Consider the following 15,739-nt stretch of genomic DNA (forward strand, 5'->3'; position numbering starts at 1 on the left):
ATGGATCTAAGACGATTTTACCATGTGGTTCTGAAGGACGACGCACTTGCAGATATGTCCGTTTCATACATCAACGATGACTATTTCATGTCGAAGATCGCAGAGAAGATGAAGCCCGGCGAACGCAGGCTGATCAAAAAGCTGATGAAGGTCCGCCCGCTGTCAGGTTTCTACGAGATTACAATCAACCCGGGTGAATATTTTCACCTGATCAAGAACCGTATCATACTGCCGGGCGGTGAGGACAGCGGTTTTATCCACTTGGAAGTGGTCCGGAGGCTCTCGCGCCTCATTGACATCCATGAAGCGGAGAAAAGGTATGAGGAGAAGGAGCAATCTTCAGAGCCTGCATACAATGCCCTGAAGCTCAGGATTACGCTGGAAGGTGCGCATACACCGGTGTGGCGGGAGGTCATGGTGCCTCGGGATTTCAATTTCTATGAACTGCATCTCGTCATCCAGAAGGCGATGGGATGGCAGGGCAGCCATCTGTCATCGTTCTTCGGTAAAGGTGAAAGAATTTTCGTATATGCACTTGAAATGGCGGATGGGTTCCGGATGGCGGATGGCCCGGAACACCTGCTGGCAAGTGAAACGGAAATCGCCCCGTTCCTCACCCGGGCAGGTGCCATCACCTATGTCTATGATTACGGGGATGACTGGATGCATGAAGTCGAGGTGCTCGAGAAAGTGACGCTGGACGCTCCCGGCATTCCTGAAGTCCTGCGCCATAAAGGGCCGGGGCCGGTAGAGGACTCTGGCGGCGTTGACGGATTCAGGGAAGTGCACGATACGATCAAAGACAAGGCGCATCCTGAACACGAAGAGTGGCTGCTCTGGGCGAAATCTCAGAATTATAAGGAGAGATATCCCAAAAAGTCAATCAACCGTACCCTGGAGAAGATATTCCGGGGCAAAGAACCGGTAACGGAGTCGAACGACCCGACCGTGGATATGTAAAAACAATGACGGCAGAACCCGAAATGGATTCTGCCGTCATTTTCATATCTCATCATCCGCCGATGCTTCGGAACGGAGTTCGTTATAGTACTGGACACTGGTCATGGCGCCTTCGTCCACCATGTTCGCATCCTGTTCCTCATCCGGTTTGCCGAGGTGGAGTGTGTAAGGATCCTTCGTCCAGCTGCCTGCCGCACTCACTGCCTTGTCAATTCCACTTTTCACTTTCTCACGGTTATCTTCCTTAGATAAATACGCAACACCCGCCACGACACACGCTGCACCTATCAATTTTGTGACTTTTCCCATAATGTATCCTTCCTTTCAGGTAAAGAAAATATCGGCGTTTGAGGTTTTTATTCATCTCAATTATCTCACAACGGCATTTGGAATGAAACAAAGATGATTTGTCGGCCGGCGGACTGCAGCTGCATACGGGACGTGTTAAAATAGACGGTAGAATAAAGAATATTTCGTATTATGGAGGGATGGCAGTGGAGAAACCTTGCATTGATAGATTATTCACCGGCGGAGTGAAGCAGCTTGGCGACCCGCAGGCTGAAGACAAGCTGGAGCGGCCGTGGGAGAGCGGTATCTTCAAGATGGAGACGGATTCATCGGTCTTTTTGTCGGAAACCGGCTTTGCCGGTGATGAGGTGGCCGACAAGAAGAACCACGGCGGGCCTGAGAAGGCGGTGTTCGCATATGCGGCGAAGCATTATGCGCACTGGCGGCATGAGCTCGGGATTGGTATTGCGCCCGGCGGCAACGGTGAGAACCTGTCTGTTACAAATATGGATGAATCATCCGTGTGCATCGGTGATACCTACCAGATGGGGGAGGCGCGCGTCCAGGTCTCCCAGCCGAGGCGTCCGTGCTGGAAGCCGGCCAGGCGCCACAGAATACTGGACCTTGCGCTCCGTATACAGAAGACGGGCCGGACGGGCTGGTATTTCCGGGTGCTTGAAGAGGGCAGGGTCAAAGCCGGTGATACGCTTGAACTCGTCAGCCGCCCCTATCCGGAATGGACAATCCGGGCGGCGAATGAAGTGATGTATGAGCAGAAGGGGAACATTGGTCTGGCGGAGAGTCTGGCATCATGTGAACTGCTCGCTGATAATTGGAAAAATACGTTAAATAAACGTCTCATGGGCAAAGAAGGGGGTATAGATAAGAGAGTCTATGGGCCGAACAGATGAGAGGACAATCCACGGGGGAGGAAAAACATATGAAACTGTTGGCGGTCACAGCGTGTCCGGTGGGCATCGCCCATACTTATATGGCAGCGGAGAATATTCAAAAGGCGGCGGATGAACTGGGCATCGATATGAAAGTTGAGACTCAGGGGTCGATCGGTGCCGAAAACGAATTGACGGCGGCCGATATCGAATCGGCGGACGGCATCATCATCGCAAGTGACAAGGATGTATCAAAAGAACGGTTTGCAGGCAAAAGACTTCTTGCGGTCGGTGTACAGGAAGGCATCAGGAGGCCGGAAGAACTGATCAGGCGGTTTGAAAACGACGAGGTCCCCGTGTATAAGGCCGGGATGAAGACGGCGGATGAAGTGAAGGATGAGAAGAAACGGAAGGAGAACCCAATCTACCGGCACCTGATGAATGGTGTCTCCTACATGATTCCATTCATCGTGGTCGGCGGGCTTCTGATCGCGATTGCTTTGACACTGGGTGGTGAACAGACGGAGGGCGGCATCGTCATCCCGGATGGTTCATTCTGGAAGCAGGTTGAAGCGATCGGGGGTGCCTCCTTTGCATTCATGGTGCCGATACTGGCAGGGTATATCGCCTACAGTATCGCCGACCGGCCGGGCCTTGCACCCGGCATAGTCGGCGGCTATATCGCAGCCAACGGCAGCTTTTACGGAACGGAAGCGAACGCAGGGTTCATCGGCGGGATCATCGCCGGTTTCCTGGCAGGGTATATCGTCCTGGCACTCAAGAAGATCAAGGTGCCGAAGGCGATGGAACCCGTGATGCCAATCATATTCCTGCCGATCATCGGCACGATCATCGTCGGGCTCCTTTTCATCTATGTGATCGGTGCGCCGGTATCCGCGCTATTCGACGGGCTCACGACATGGCTTGAAGGCATGCAGGGGGCAAGTTCCATACTGCTCGCGATCATACTCGGTGGCATGATTGCGGTCGATATGGGCGGCCCGTTCAATAAGGTCGCTTTCCTTTTCGGCGTCGGCATGATTGCTGAAGGCAACTATGCGATTATGGGTGCAATTGCGGTCGCAATCTGTATCCCGCCGATCGGCATGGGGCTTGCGACATTCATCAATAGGAAGAAATACAACCCGGCGGAGATTGAAGCGGGCAAGGCATCGTTTACGATGGGTCTGTTTGGCATTACGGAAGGTGCGATTCCTTTCGCTGCCCAGGATCCGCTCCGCGTCATCCCGAGCATCGTCACCGGCTCAATGACGGGCGCGGTCATCGCAATGCTCAGCGGCGTCGGTGATCACGTCGCCCACGGCGGCCCGATCGTCGCAGTACTCGGTGCAGTGGATAATGTGCTGATGTTCTTCGTCGCGGCGGCAGTCGGCGTCGTCGTTACGGCATTCATGGTAAATGCACTCAAGAAGACGGTGAGTGTTGAGGCCGCGGGTGTCGGTGAAGTGGCGATGGATGAAGAAGAGGAAGCGCCCGCATCAGAACCCGCGCCCTCACCGGAGGAGAAGGAAGAAACTGCGGAAAAACCCGAAGTGGAAAAGCTTACCGATATCATGGACAAAGATCTGATCGAGGTGAATCTCGAAGGAGCTGCCCGTGATGCGGTCATTGATGAACTGATCGGGAAACTGGATGACAAGGGTGTCCTTTCATCGAAAGAATCATACAAGGAAGCGATTCTCGCAAGAGAGGCGGAAGGTACGACGAGTATGGGGATGAACATCGCCATACCGCACGGTAAGTCGGACGCAGTGAAGCATCCGGCAGTGGTCTACGGCAGGAGTACAGAAGGTGTCGACTGGAACAGCATGGACGGTACGGCCGCCAGACTCATCTTCATGATTGCCGTGCCGACCGAAGCGGCCGGAGACGCCCACTTGAAAATACTGCAGATGCTGTCACGCAAGCTGATGGATAACGATTTCAGGAATGAGTTGCTGGAAGCAGATTCGAAAGAAGGGGTATATGAACTGCTGGAACAAGTAAAATAAGGATGATTGTCATGAGAAAAACACTGATTTATCTTCAGCATAACCTGACCGACATTCAGGTCTACAAACTGCCGGAAGGGTATGCATTTGTCCGTTACGAAAGAGGATTGGAAGAGGATTGGGCGCACATTCTATTGGAATCAGGGGAATTTGACAGTCATAGGGATGCGTTGAAAAGATTTCACAGGGAATTTGATAAAGTATCCGACCTTGGCAAGTATATGATCTTTATCGAAAACGAAAACTCGGAACTGGTCGGCACCGTCACCGCATGGCACGGCACGGTGAAGGACAGGCTGCGCGGGCGGCTGCACTGGTTCAACGTCATACCGGAGTCCCAGGGAAATGGGCTCGGCATGCCCCTTCTCTCAAAAGGTATGAACATGCTTCAGGACAACTACCAGGACGCCTATCTGAAAGTGGATGTGAATAATGCGGTGATGATCCGGCTGTTCATCAGTATGGGCTGGAAACCGCTCATCGTCCACTCGTGGGAGGTAAGGGTCTGGGTCCAGTCAGGTTATCACAGTTAATGGAGGGTAATATGTTACAGGAACCAATATTTTTGAAGCCGGTACTGCAGGAAAGAATATGGGGCGGAACGAAGCTCCGTGAAGAATATGGTTATGAAATCCCGTCGGAGACGACGGGGGAAGCGTGGGTGATATCCGCCCATCCGAACGGATCGTCCACAGTGGCGGGAGGCGAGTTTGCAGGGAAGTCACTTGCACAGCTGTGGGAAGATCATGGTGAACTGTTCAATAAGAAGACCAGTGGCGAGTATCCGCTCCTCGTCAAAATACTGGATGCAGCTGATGACCTGTCAGTGCAGGTCCATCCGGATGACCGGTATGCGCAGGAAGTGGAAGGCGAGCCCTACGGCAAGACAGAATGCTGGTACGTACTTGGAGCACAGGAGGGTGCGAACCTGATACTCGGACACAATGCGCAAGACAAGAGCGAATTTGAAAAAATGGTGGACGATGGCGAGTGGGAGCAGCTGTTCCGCTATGTCAAAGTCCAAAAAGGCGACTTCGTCTATGTTCCGAGCGGTACGATTCACGCCATCGGGCGCGGCATCACGATCCTTGAAGTGCAGCAGAGTTCTGACATCACTTACCGTGTATATGACTACGACAGGCGGGATAAAGACGGCAACACCCGTGAACTGCATCTGGACCGGGCGAAAGCCGTGACCAACATCCCCCATGAAGACGTGAAACTGGACTTCGGGACCATCGAGAAGGATGACATGACCATCCAGCAGCTGGTCAAAGAGGAGTATTTCACAGTGGAAAAATGGGAAATTGACGGTGAAGCGGAACATTCCATCAGCGCAGACTTCCTGCAGGCAGACGTTACAGAGGGTCATGGCAGCATCGAAGTGGCAGGCCAGGAGTATAAGCTGGCCAAAGGCGTTCATTTCATCCTGCCGAACGGGGTGAAAGACATTAAATTCGGGGGAGATATGGAACTCATCGTCTCCCATCCATAAATGAATCCAGGGACTCCTCCTTTTTGGGGGAGACGATGCCTGGATTTTTTTATTTTGAAGGTTGTTTGTGGTTTAACGGACATTAGGATCGTAAACGAATGACCGTTAGAACGTTAACAGTCATTGGAATGATAAACGAGTGACCGTTAGGACGTTAACAGTCATTGGAATCGCAAACGAATGACCGTTAGCCCTCGGACTCGGCTCTACATCATCCCGGCGAACCAGACTCCAAGCCCGGTGCCGATATAGTTACCGATGATATAGCCGAGTGTACCAATGATCAGAATCGGGCCGACGAGTTTTGTCCAGCCGCGCGAGATTGCCATGGCTGCGGCGGTTGTCGGACCGCCGATGTTGGCGTTGCTCGACAGGATGATCTCTTCGAGACTGAATTTGAAGAGTTTCCCGAAAGAGAAGGAAACAATCATGTTGATGAAGACGATGATCGCCGCAAACAGCAGGATCAGCGGTGCATTCTGAATGATCAGTGGTATGGACGCCGGGACGCCGATGACCACGAAGAAAATGTATATCAGAAATGTGCCTATTTCCTGCGCGCCGTTTATGCTGCTGAAATATTTGGGGATAAAGGACACGAGCAGCAGGGTGATCGTCGTGAGCATCAGGTAGTCATCGCCGATGATGCCCCGCAAAACTGTGAGGAAGATGTTTGCATCATCAGGTATGACGTTGGTGAAAAATTCTGCGAGCTTGAATGATACTGCCACGATGACGAATGAACTGCCCACGGCGAGGGCGATATCGCTGAGTGAAATCTCCTTGCGCTTCCAGTATGAAGCGGCCTGGTTACCGTTATCGGCACCGTTCTTTTCGATTTCATCGATGTACGGTGTCCTGTAGTTCTTCTTGAAAAATCCGACTGCCGGAATGGCGATGAGTACAAGGAAGTACAGTGCCATCAGCAGGTTATCCGCCACTACGGTCGATGACACGGTTTCCCCGCCAACATCGAAACGGGTTGCCATTGCGGCGAAGTTAACTCCGCCGCCTGTGTATGAGCCGGTAAGCATGGCGCCGATCTGATCGACTGCGGGAATGTATTCTTTCAGAAGAAAGAATGCAATGATTGCCCCTGCGACTGTTCCGATCGAGCTGATCAGGAAGATCATGAGCAGCCGTCCACTCTCCTTCCATATCCTTATGATGTTGGACTGGAAGAGAAGCAGTGGTATGGCAAGAGGCACAACATATGCCCATACAATGTCATAGGTTGGTGATTCAATAGGTATCACACCAAAGTTTGCAAGAAGCATCGCGCCGACAAGCGCGATGATGGCACCGGATAGTTTCGATGCCCATTCGAATTTCTGTTCGAGATATATGGAGATTGCCGCCCATCCTACGAGAAATCCCCACAAAAGCCAGCTTTCATCCGGTGAAATCAAAGAATCCATTATGTATTTCCCCCTTTATGAATCCGATTATAATCGAAAAAGAGGGAGATATCTAATTTTTCAGGCAATAAAATACAGTAAAAAAATAAGACCGCAGAATCGGAAATCCTGCGGTCTTATATAAAACGATGGAGCCAAGGGGGCTCGAACCCCTGACCTTTGCGCTGCCAGCGCAACGCTCTCCCAGCTGAGCTATGGCCCCTATGTATTGAACACATACCCTATTGTAGGACATATCCGGAATTTATTCAATACATTATTCACTTAATAATCTTTTTGATGAAGTCATGTGGGTCGTCTGCATTGATGAGATTTTTGACTCTATCCGAATCTTCGATGATTTCACCCAGATTGTCATAGACGGACTGCAGATCTTCGTGACTTCCTTCTTTGACCATAAGCATGCAGATGAGCTGCACTTTATGTTCCCCCCATGTTACCGGTTTGTCCAGTGTCATGAATGACATGAAAGTTTCCGCAGACTGTGGAACAATTGGATGGGGGATGGCGATCAGATTGCCAAATGATGTCGGCAGAACTGCCTCCCGTTCCATGACGGAAGACAGGAAAGAATCGTCGGTCAGACCCCTGTCCCTGAACCTGTCATCGAAATTGGATAGGACAGCCTCTTTGGAATCCAGCTGCTGTCTGATGAATATGAGGTCTTCCCTGATATAGTCGCTGAATGCATTGGATTCGTGACGGACGATGAATGTCTCGATTTTCTTCAGGTCACTATCATTCATGATCGCATTCACTTCGATGACCGGCACCGGAACTTCGGCTTCGATGGGGATGGAGCTGATGATGAAGTCGAGCCCGGAGAGCGGATACTCTCCAAGCTTGTAGTATTGCAGCGTATCCTCAACCTCAAGTGACTGGCCGAAATGGTTCCTGAGCTTATAGTAGATGAGCTGGGATGTGCCGGCGCCCGATGCACACACGACAATGCATTTTTTCGGTGCGGCTTTCAGTTTGCTGCGTTCGATTGCACCGCCGATATGCAGGGCGATATAGCCGATTTCATTTTCATCCATCACTGTTTTCGTCTCGGCCTCGATAATCTTGCCCGCGAAAACGGCAATCTCGAATGCCAATGGATAATGCTTGCGGATGTCTCCGAGCATCGGATTTCTGACATTCATGTTAAAGCGGTGGCGGTTGATGGCAGGTTTCAGATGAAGCAGCAGGGAAGGCCTGAGCTCCTTATCTTTCCGGATCTGCATGGTGTACTGCCTGTCCACCGCCCTGAGCGTCCGGTCTATGATGCGCTGCAGTTCCCTGTCATAGCCCTTTTCGATGTCGCTGCCTGTCTGGCTGATGACTTTGGTTCCTGACAGATGGAGCGAGATATAGATGGTCTCATAAGCCGGAAAAGCCACGCGGAATAAAGATTCGCACCTGTCGACGATTCTTTTCGCAATTTTTTGTTCCCGGTGGTTCATGAGCGTATTCAATGCCGTATTCTGTTCATCCACCGAGTGCCCGCCGCGTATCCTGTGCAGTGCAATCGCGATGTGGATGACGAGGTTGTTGATGGCTATGTCCGTAATGACGAGGTTGTTCTCATCAAGTGCTTCTGTCACCACTTCGTGTATCATGCGGGTTTCTCCGCTGTCGAAATAGGCTGATGCCGGTTCGGATTTGTAGACCCGGTGGTCGAACACATATTGACTCAGGCAGAATCTCATGTCCATTTCAGTGCCGGATGCATACATGCCGTAGTTTGGCCTGGATTCGATTGCAAGATTGTACTGTGCAAATATATTTTTGACAGCTTTCAGATCATTCTGCAGCGTCGACCGGCTGATGAAAAGTTCATCTGCGAGGTCATCGGATTTTACATATCTGCCGGCCAGGAGCAGTTCGCATATGATGAAAGCTACGCGGTCTTCGTGAGAGGATGGTCTTCCGTAAGCATGGCCCGTCGATGATTTCAGAAATGATTTGAAGGCATGGTCGTCATCTATGGCAAGGAGATAGCCTTTGCCCATGAGAGAGTGGATTTCTGCGCCCTCGCCATTGATTTCTGAATTGATGAGTTTGATATCCTCCCTGATGGTCCGGGCCGTCACATCATTCAGCCCGGCGAGATGGGCGCCGGACACCGGGAAGTCATATTTCATCAGTTCCTGTACAATCGCCTGCTGCCTTGGTTCCAACATTTTTGATCACCTTTTCCTCATCCCTTTGTAAAGAAAAGCCCGGAGGAGATCCGGGCTTCAGACAATTCTATTCATCGAAGCCGTGAGCCTCGGATACTGCCTTGATCCAGCGGCCGGATTTTTTGATCGTACGCTTCTGCGTTTCGATATCAACGGAAATGAATCCGTATCTGTTCTTATAGGCATTCGACCAGGACCAGTTGTCCATTGTTGTCCACATATGGTATCCCCGCACGTTCGCACCTTCCTGATGAGCCCTGTGAACCCACTTCAGATGCTCTTTGACGAAGTCAATCCTGTAGTCATCCTGGATTTCACCGTTTTCGATGAACCGTTCCTCGTTCTGTACGCCCATGCCGTTTTCTGAAATGAAGGATTCGATATTGCCGTAGTTCTCCTTCAGGTTGATCAGTATGTCATAGATTCCTTTTTCGTAGATTTCCCATCCGCGGTATTCGTTCATCTTCCTGCCCGGCATTACATATGCATCGAAGTACCATTCTGGCAGGAATGGACCGTCCGGGTTTGGAACGTGCTCTTTCGCCTTCACCCGTCTTGGCTGGTAGTAGTTCACCCCGAGTATGTCAACGGTATTTTCTCTGAGCAGGGTTTCGTCATCCGGCTCAGCAGTGGGCGCAAGGCCATGCAGTTTCACGATTTCCTTCAGTTTTTCCGGGTAGCTGCCCAACACGGAAGGATCGAGGAAGCTTCTGTTGAAGAAGAGGTCGGCCGCTTCCGACGCCTTCAGGTCCGCAGGGTTCCGGCTTCTCGGATAGGAAGGTGTGAGGTTGAGTATGATGCCGATTTTCCCGTCTGTCCCATCCATTTCGTGGAATGCCTTCACGGCTTTCGCACTGGCGACTGCCGTATTGTATGCAACTTGAACCGCCGCTTTGGCATCCACTTTGTTAGGGTAGTGGAAGTCATAGAGATAGCCGCCCTCCACCGGCACGATAGGCTCGTTGAATGTAAACCACTTGGAAACCTTGTCACCGAACAGTTTGAAAGCGGTCTTTGCATATGCTTCATATGCATCCACCGTCTCCCGCGCTTCCCATCCGCCTTTTTCCTGAAGCGCCATCGGCATATCGAAATGGTAGAGATTGACGAATGGTTCGATGCCATGATTGAGAAGTTCATCAATCAGATCGTCATAGAAGTCAACCGCTTTCTGATTTACCTCGCCGGTGCCTCCCGGGATGAGTCGCGACCATGAGAATGAAATCCTGAATGTATTGTGTCCGATATCTCTGATCAGTCTGACATCCTCTTTATACTTATTCAGGAAATCGGAAGTCACCCCAGGGCCGATATTCTGGTAGAAACGGTTGGGTTCTGTCCCATACCAGTGATCCCAGATGGATCTCCCTTTACCATCGTCCTCGCCGGTGCCTTCTATCTGAGTGGCGGAAGTGGCACTCCCCCACCAGAAATCCTGTGGAAACTGATATTTTACTGCCATTATATTACCCCCTGCTTCCATTTTTGTACAGTTCTATAAACTCGATTGCCATATCTCTCACAGTCATTGCATTCATCAGGTGATCCTGGGAGTGTACCAGGATCACATTGACCGAGGCCCCTTCGCCCCTGGCTTCCAGCTGGAGCAGTTCGGTCTGATGGTTATGTGCCTTTCCGAGCTCTGTGTTTGCATCTTCAATCAGTTGATCCGCTTTCTCAAAATCACCCTCTTTGGCATGCTGTATCGCTTCCATGGCATTCGATCTGCCGTTGCCGCCGTATAGAATGATCTGGAACGCTATTTCATTGATTTTTTCCATATCCATATTTTTCACCTCTCGAGCGTCAGAAAGACTGTCTTCGCTTAGTTTTCTTCATTTTCGGCAGATTTTTCACTTTCGTAATACTGTTTATCCATCACTTTGAGGAACGGCCACCAGATGACCATCACAATTGCCAGGTTGACGGCCTGCAGTGCAGCACCCTGCCATGCGTTGCCGGTTGCCAGGAATCCGCTCAGAAGCGGCGGTGTCGTCCACGGCACGATGATGCCTGCAGGTTTTGGCACAATTCCGAGTGACATCGAATAATATGTGACGATCGTTACGACAACCGGTGCCACGAGCCATGGCACCAGAATCAATGGGTTCATGACAATCGGCAGGCCGAAGATGATCGGTTCGTTCACATTGAATATGCCGGCCGGCGCCCCGAGTTTGCCCAGTTCCTTGAGCTGTCTGCTTTTTCCGATGGCGAATATGAGGATGATGACCGCAAGAGTCATTCCTGTACCGCCCATACCGACCAGGAACGTGTCGATGAACTGCTTTGTAATGACGTTCGGCAGTTCCTGTCCATTCTGGAATGCCTGCAGGTTCTGGTCATTCAAAGCATACCAGATCGGGTCGAACACGGAGTTGACGATGATCTGTCCATGCAGTCCGAAAAACCAGAACAGCTGGATGAACAGCACTGCAACAATCGTCGCCGGCAGTCCGCTGCCGAGCACCGTCAGCGGTTCCTGGATGATTGAATAGATGAAAGTCTGTGCCGTTTCAAAGTTGGTGATGCTGAACAGGAACCGGATCAGCAGGAATACCGAGAGCGTCAGTGTAATAGGTATCAATGCACTGAATGATTTGGACACCGCACCGGGAACACCGGAAGGCATCTTGATCGCCCAGCCTCTGTTTACGAAGAAACGGTACAGTTCAGCGGACACGAAAGCAGTGATGATACCAAGGAACATCCCTTCGGCCCCAAGCACCGATGTCGGAATGACACCGGTGGTATCTTCAAGCGTCTGTGGTGTAAGGATCAGGAAAGCCGCGAGTGCGACAACACCGCCGTATATCGATTCAAGACCGTAGGATTCGGTCAATTTATATCCGATGCCGATAATGACGAACAATCCCATTATGCTGAGAGTTGCAGCTGAAGCCGGCCCCAGCGCGTTCTGGTAGGCGGCGAACGCCTCTTCGCCAATCAGCATATCCAGAAACGGAAAGTTCGCAATGACGACGAATATCGAACCGAAGATGATCAGCGGAAGAGCGACCATGAAACCGTCGCGCAGCGCCGTCAGATATCTGTTATTGTTCAGCTTGTCTGCAATAGGCAGCAGTACCCCTTCAAGAAAACTCATGAATCTATTCATAATTTCCACCCCGTATTATTTACTTTTCGGCAAGTTCAAGTGCACGTTTCAAAACAGCCTCTCCGTCCACACGGCCATATGCAACAGAATCGATCACTTCGACCGGGACATCGTATTCACCAGCTGCCTTGGAGAATTTCTTCTGCATGAAGCGCATCTGCGGTCCGATGAGCAGAACATCTGCCGTCGGCAGGTCGGCAATCGCCTTGTCCTGTCCGACCGCCCAGATCTTTACATCCGCACCGAGCGAATCTGCAGCACTTTCCATTTTTGAAACCAAAAGACTTGTTGACATACCTGATGAACAGGCGAGTAAAATATTCTTCATGTTAAAATCCTCCTGAAATTTTGATTGTTATATAACTGTCTTACACTTTAAATTAAAAGCGCTTACATTTGAATCGGGATAATTTCCTCCATGTGGCGGAAACGTTTGAAATCCTGATTGGGATATTTATTCAGTACTTAAATAAAACAGTCTGGCGCTGCCTGCAGCCCCGGAGCACATGTTGTGTGATGCCGTTCGCCGAACTGGAATTTTCAATCGATGGGAAAAAAGGATTAAAATACTTGAATTTTATACCCTATGGGGGTATAATGGAAATACAATATAAAACGTAACCAGAGAAGGTGAGGGATGGACATGTCAGAACATTTACAGGAATTTGCCACGGAGCCGAGGACCAATGAAGAGAAGGACAGAATGCTGAATCGCTTGAAACGGATCGAGGGCCAGGTCCGGGGTATACAGAAGATGGTCGATGAAGACCGCTATTGTGTCGATATACTTGTGCAGATCAGCGCGATTCAATCTGCTTTGAAAAACGTTGGCTACAACGTGACCGAAAGGCACATGAAGCACTGTGTCACAGATGCGGTTGAAAAAGGTGAAGGTGCCGAATCAATCGAGGAGCTGATGGCCGTCTTAAAACAGTTTTCAAAATAGGAAATGGCAGATGACAGGGAGGGAAACAATTGTCCAATGATAAAAATGTAACTTTGAATATCACCGGCATGACGTGTGCGTCATGTTCGAATCGTATTGAAAAAGTGTTGAATAAAATGGATGATGTGGATGCCAAAGTCAATCTGGCGACAGAAAAAGCATCAGTGGCGTACGATCCTGAAAAAATTCAGCTCGATGACATTACGGATAAAATATCGAACCTCGGATATGGAGTGGAAATGGATGAAGTGGAATTTGACATTACCGGCATGACGTGTGCAGCATGTTCCACCCGAATCGAGAAGGTACTGAACAAAACAGAAGGTGTATCCAACGCCTCCGTCAACCTGACGACGGAAAATGCAATCATCAAATATAATTCAAATGTTGTATCCGAGAAAGCTCTGATCGACAGGATAAACAATCTGGGATATGGTGCCGGGCAAAAGCAGGGCACTGAGGAAAAGGGATCCAAAAAGGAGCGGGAACTCACAAGGATGAAGTGGAAGGTCATCATCTCCGCACTGTTATCCCTGCCACTCCTTGTCACGATGCTTGATCACCTTTTCGGCATCAATCTGCCGGCGATTTTCATGAATCCATGGTTCCAGCTGGCTTTCGCAACACCTGTACAATTCATTTTGGGCTGGCAGTTCTATGTCGGTGCATATAAGAACCTGAAAAATTTCACTGCGAACATGGATGTGCTCGTTGCGATGGGGACAAGCGCCGCTTTCATATTCAGTTTATATGAAACGTATAAATGGATGGCCGGCGCCACCATGCATCCCCATCTTTACTTTGAAACCAGTGCAATCATCATCACGCTCATCCTGTTCGGCAAGTATTTGGAAACACGGGCAAAAACAAAAACAACGGGTGCCATCAAAGAACTGCTGAACCTGCAGGCAAAAGAAGCACGCGTGATCCGGGATGGCGTGGAACAGATGATTCCGGCAGAAGATGTAATTGAAGGAGATCGACTCATCGTCAAACCGGGTGAAAAATTCCCTGTGGACGCAATGGTTGTCAAAGGGCGTACTTCCGTGGACGAATCCATGATTACCGGCGAATCGATACCGGTCGAAAAGGCGGCGGATGATAATGTCATTGGTGCGACGACCAACCAGAACGGTACAGTTGAAATCCTGGCAACCAAAGTAGGAAAAGAAACGGCTCTCCAATCCATCATCAAAGTAGTGGAAGAGGCACAGGGCAAGAAGGCCCCGATCCAGAGAATGGCGGATCTGATTTCCGGTTACTTCGTACCGATTGTCATCGGTATAGCGGTTGTCACCTTCCTGGTGTGGTACTTCCTGGTCAGCCCCGGAAATATGGAAGCTGCACTGGTCGCATCCATCTCAGTACTTGTGATCGCCTGCCCATGCGCCCTTGGACTGGCTACACCGACCTCAATCATGGTGGGGACCGGTAAAGGTGCGGAGAACGGGATTTTATTCAAGGGCGGGGAACACCTGGAAAAAACACATTCCCTCAATGCAATCATCATGGATAAGACGGGTACGATCACCAAGGGCAGGCCGGAAGTCACTGATTTCACAGGTGACGACGACACACTCCGACTGCTCGCTTCTGCAGAGAAAGGGTCAGAACACCCACTTGCCGAAGCAATTGTAAGCTATGCAACGGAACACGATATAGAACTCGCCGATGTGGACGACTTCAATGCGATCCCCGGGCGCGGCATCGAAGCTGTGATTGACGGCAGGCGTATTCTTGTCGGCACGCGTAAACTGATGGCAGAGAACAACATGGACACTGGAGACCTGGAAGACAGCATGAGCCAATTCGAGCATGATGGCAAAACTGCCATGATCATCTCCGTGGATGGGCGGGTGAAAGGTATTGTAGCCGTGCAGGACACCGTGAAGGAAACTGCAAAGGAAGCGATCAAATCCCTCCATGACCAGGGCCTTGAAATCATCATGCTGACAGGGGACAATGGCAGTACCGCTTCGGCAATTGCCAGACAGGTCAATATAGATACAGTCATTGCTGAAGTGCTCCCTGAAGAAAAAGCAGCCCAGGTCAGGAAAGTGCAGGATGAAGGGAAAGTGGTTGCGATGGTCGGCGACGGCGTCAATGATGCACCGGCACTCGCTACAGCAGACATCGGCATCGCCATCGGCACTGGGACCGAAGTTGCCATCGAAGCGGCAGATATCACGATTCTCGGGGGAGAGTTGACGCTGATTCCAAAAGCGATCAACCTAAGCCACAGGACAATCCGGAATATCAAGCAGAATCTGTTCTGGGCATTCGCCTACAATACAGCAGGCATCCCGATTGCTGCACTCGGTTTCCTGGCACCATGGGTGGCCGGTGCTGCAATGGCATTCAGTTCGGTCAGCGTAGTAACCAATTCGCTCCGTCTCAAACGTGTTAAGGTATAATATGCTACAAATTTTCATTAGGAGGAATCATAG

General features: G+C 50.5%; 14 protein-coding genes and 1 tRNA gene. 7 read left to right on the forward strand and 8 right to left on the reverse strand.

Annotation, left to right across the window (positions count from 1 at the left end; genetic code table 11):
* Positions 1-960, forward strand: coding sequence for a plasmid pRiA4b ORF-3 family protein (locus WN59_RS04785; protein WP_046513465.1), 960 nt, complete (start codon positions 1-3; stop codon positions 958-960).
* A gap of 42 nt (positions 961-1,002) precedes the next feature.
* Here the strand turns inward: WN59_RS04785 and WN59_RS04790 are convergent, their stop codons facing one another.
* The gene (locus WN59_RS04790; protein WP_046513468.1) at positions 1,003-1,269 is read right to left on the reverse strand and encodes a hypothetical protein; all 267 of its coding nucleotides are present in this window, start codon (positions 1,267-1,269) and stop codon (positions 1,003-1,005) included.
* Positions 1,270-1,448: 179 nt separating this feature from the next.
* Between WN59_RS04790 and WN59_RS04795 the strand changes: the two genes are divergently transcribed.
* Genes WN59_RS04795 through manA form a run of 4 tightly spaced genes read left to right on the forward strand, consistent with a single transcriptional unit; the run spans position 1,449 to position 5,645 of the window.
* On the forward strand, positions 1,449-2,159 hold the full coding sequence (locus WN59_RS04795) for an MOSC domain-containing protein (RefSeq protein ID WP_046513471.1): 711 nt from the start codon (positions 1,449-1,451) through the stop codon (positions 2,157-2,159).
* A gap of 29 nt (positions 2,160-2,188) precedes the next feature.
* Positions 2,189-4,150: a PTS fructose transporter subunit IIABC gene (locus WN59_RS04800; protein ID WP_046513476.1), complete on the forward strand. Its 1,962-nt coding sequence runs from the start codon at positions 2,189-2,191 to the stop codon at positions 4,148-4,150.
* 11 nt (positions 4,151-4,161) lie between these two features.
* Positions 4,162-4,683, forward strand: a complete 522-nt coding sequence (locus WN59_RS04805; RefSeq protein WP_046514327.1) for a GNAT family N-acetyltransferase — start codon at positions 4,162-4,164, stop codon at positions 4,681-4,683.
* A gap of 11 nt (positions 4,684-4,694) precedes the next feature.
* Entirely contained in the window at positions 4,695-5,645 is a 951-nt protein-coding gene (gene manA, locus WN59_RS04810; protein WP_046513479.1) for a mannose-6-phosphate isomerase, class I, read from the forward strand.
* Between the two features lie 206 nt (positions 5,646-5,851).
* On the opposite strand, the gene WN59_RS04815 is transcribed toward manA, so the two are convergent.
* The 7 genes from WN59_RS04815 to WN59_RS04845 all read right to left on the reverse strand — a co-directional run bounded on the left by WN59_RS04815 (position 5,852) and on the right by WN59_RS04845 (position 12,674).
* Complete coding sequence (locus tag WN59_RS04815; protein ID WP_046513484.1) at positions 5,852-7,063, reverse strand: DUF819 family protein; 1,212 nt, start codon at positions 7,061-7,063, stop codon at positions 5,852-5,854.
* Positions 7,064-7,192: 129 nt separating this feature from the next.
* Positions 7,193-7,265 (reverse strand) — tRNA-Ala (locus WN59_RS04820).
* Between the two features lie 58 nt (positions 7,266-7,323).
* Positions 7,324-9,228 (reverse strand): BglG family transcription antiterminator, encoded by a 1,905-nt coding sequence (locus WN59_RS04825; RefSeq protein WP_046513488.1) that lies wholly within the window; start codon positions 9,226-9,228, stop codon positions 7,324-7,326.
* Between the two features lie 67 nt (positions 9,229-9,295).
* Positions 9,296-10,690: a glycoside hydrolase family 1 protein gene (locus WN59_RS04830; protein WP_046513490.1), complete on the reverse strand. Its 1,395-nt coding sequence runs from the start codon at positions 10,688-10,690 to the stop codon at positions 9,296-9,298.
* 4 nt (positions 10,691-10,694) lie between these two features.
* On the reverse strand, positions 10,695-11,009 hold the full coding sequence (locus tag WN59_RS04835; RefSeq protein ID WP_046514329.1) for a PTS lactose/cellobiose transporter subunit IIA: 315 nt from the start codon (positions 11,007-11,009) through the stop codon (positions 10,695-10,697).
* A 44-nt stretch (positions 11,010-11,053) separates the two neighbouring features.
* Positions 11,054-12,346, reverse strand: a complete 1,293-nt coding sequence (gene celB, locus WN59_RS04840) for a PTS cellobiose transporter subunit IIC (RefSeq protein WP_046513495.1) — start codon at positions 12,344-12,346, stop codon at positions 11,054-11,056.
* A gap of 19 nt (positions 12,347-12,365) precedes the next feature.
* Positions 12,366-12,674, reverse strand: a complete 309-nt coding sequence (locus WN59_RS04845; protein ID WP_046513498.1) for a PTS sugar transporter subunit IIB — start codon at positions 12,672-12,674, stop codon at positions 12,366-12,368.
* A 315-nt stretch (positions 12,675-12,989) separates the two neighbouring features.
* Between WN59_RS04845 and WN59_RS04850 the strand changes: the two genes are divergently transcribed.
* Positions 12,990-13,292 (forward strand): metal-sensing transcriptional repressor, encoded by a 303-nt coding sequence (locus WN59_RS04850; protein ID WP_046514330.1) that lies wholly within the window; start codon positions 12,990-12,992, stop codon positions 13,290-13,292.
* 29 nt (positions 13,293-13,321) lie between these two features.
* Complete coding sequence (locus WN59_RS04855) at positions 13,322-15,706, forward strand: heavy metal translocating P-type ATPase (RefSeq protein WP_046513501.1); 2,385 nt, start codon at positions 13,322-13,324, stop codon at positions 15,704-15,706.
* Positions 15,707-15,739: the final 33 nt, after the last annotated feature.

The organism is Salinicoccus sediminis, assembly GCF_000986795.1.
Classification (GTDB): Bacteria; Bacillota; Bacilli; order Staphylococcales; family Salinicoccaceae; genus Salinicoccus; species Salinicoccus sediminis.

What these genes read in the sequence shown, in the direction of transcription:
- WN59_RS04785 (WP_046513465.1), top strand. Translation starts at nt 1, where the DNA reads ATGGATCTAAGACGATTTTACCATGTGGTTCTGAAGGACGACGCACTT.
- WN59_RS04790 (WP_046513468.1), bottom strand. Translation starts at nt 1,269, where the DNA reads ATGGGAAAAGTCACAAAATTGATAGGTGCAGCGTGTGTCGTGGCGGGT.
- WN59_RS04795 (WP_046513471.1), top strand. Translation starts at nt 1,449, where the DNA reads ATGGCAGTGGAGAAACCTTGCATTGATAGATTATTCACCGGCGGAGTG.
- WN59_RS04800 (WP_046513476.1), top strand. Translation starts at nt 2,189, where the DNA reads ATGAAACTGTTGGCGGTCACAGCGTGTCCGGTGGGCATCGCCCATACT.
- WN59_RS04805 (WP_046514327.1), top strand. Translation starts at nt 4,162, where the DNA reads ATGAGAAAAACACTGATTTATCTTCAGCATAACCTGACCGACATTCAG.
- manA (WP_046513479.1), top strand. Translation starts at nt 4,695, where the DNA reads ATGTTACAGGAACCAATATTTTTGAAGCCGGTACTGCAGGAAAGAATA.
- WN59_RS04815 (WP_046513484.1), bottom strand. Translation starts at nt 7,063, where the DNA reads ATGGATTCTTTGATTTCACCGGATGAAAGCTGGCTTTTGTGGGGATTT.
- WN59_RS04825 (WP_046513488.1), bottom strand. Translation starts at nt 9,228, where the DNA reads ATGTTGGAACCAAGGCAGCAGGCGATTGTACAGGAACTGATGAAATAT.
- WN59_RS04830 (WP_046513490.1), bottom strand. Translation starts at nt 10,690, where the DNA reads ATGGCAGTAAAATATCAGTTTCCACAGGATTTCTGGTGGGGGAGTGCC.
- WN59_RS04835 (WP_046514329.1), bottom strand. Translation starts at nt 11,009, where the DNA reads ATGGAAAAAATCAATGAAATAGCGTTCCAGATCATTCTATACGGCGGC.
- celB (WP_046513495.1), bottom strand. Translation starts at nt 12,346, where the DNA reads ATGAATAGATTCATGAGTTTTCTTGAAGGGGTACTGCTGCCTATTGCA.
- WN59_RS04845 (WP_046513498.1), bottom strand. Translation starts at nt 12,674, where the DNA reads ATGAAGAATATTTTACTCGCCTGTTCATCAGGTATGTCAACAAGTCTT.
- WN59_RS04850 (WP_046514330.1), top strand. Translation starts at nt 12,990, where the DNA reads ATGTCAGAACATTTACAGGAATTTGCCACGGAGCCGAGGACCAATGAA.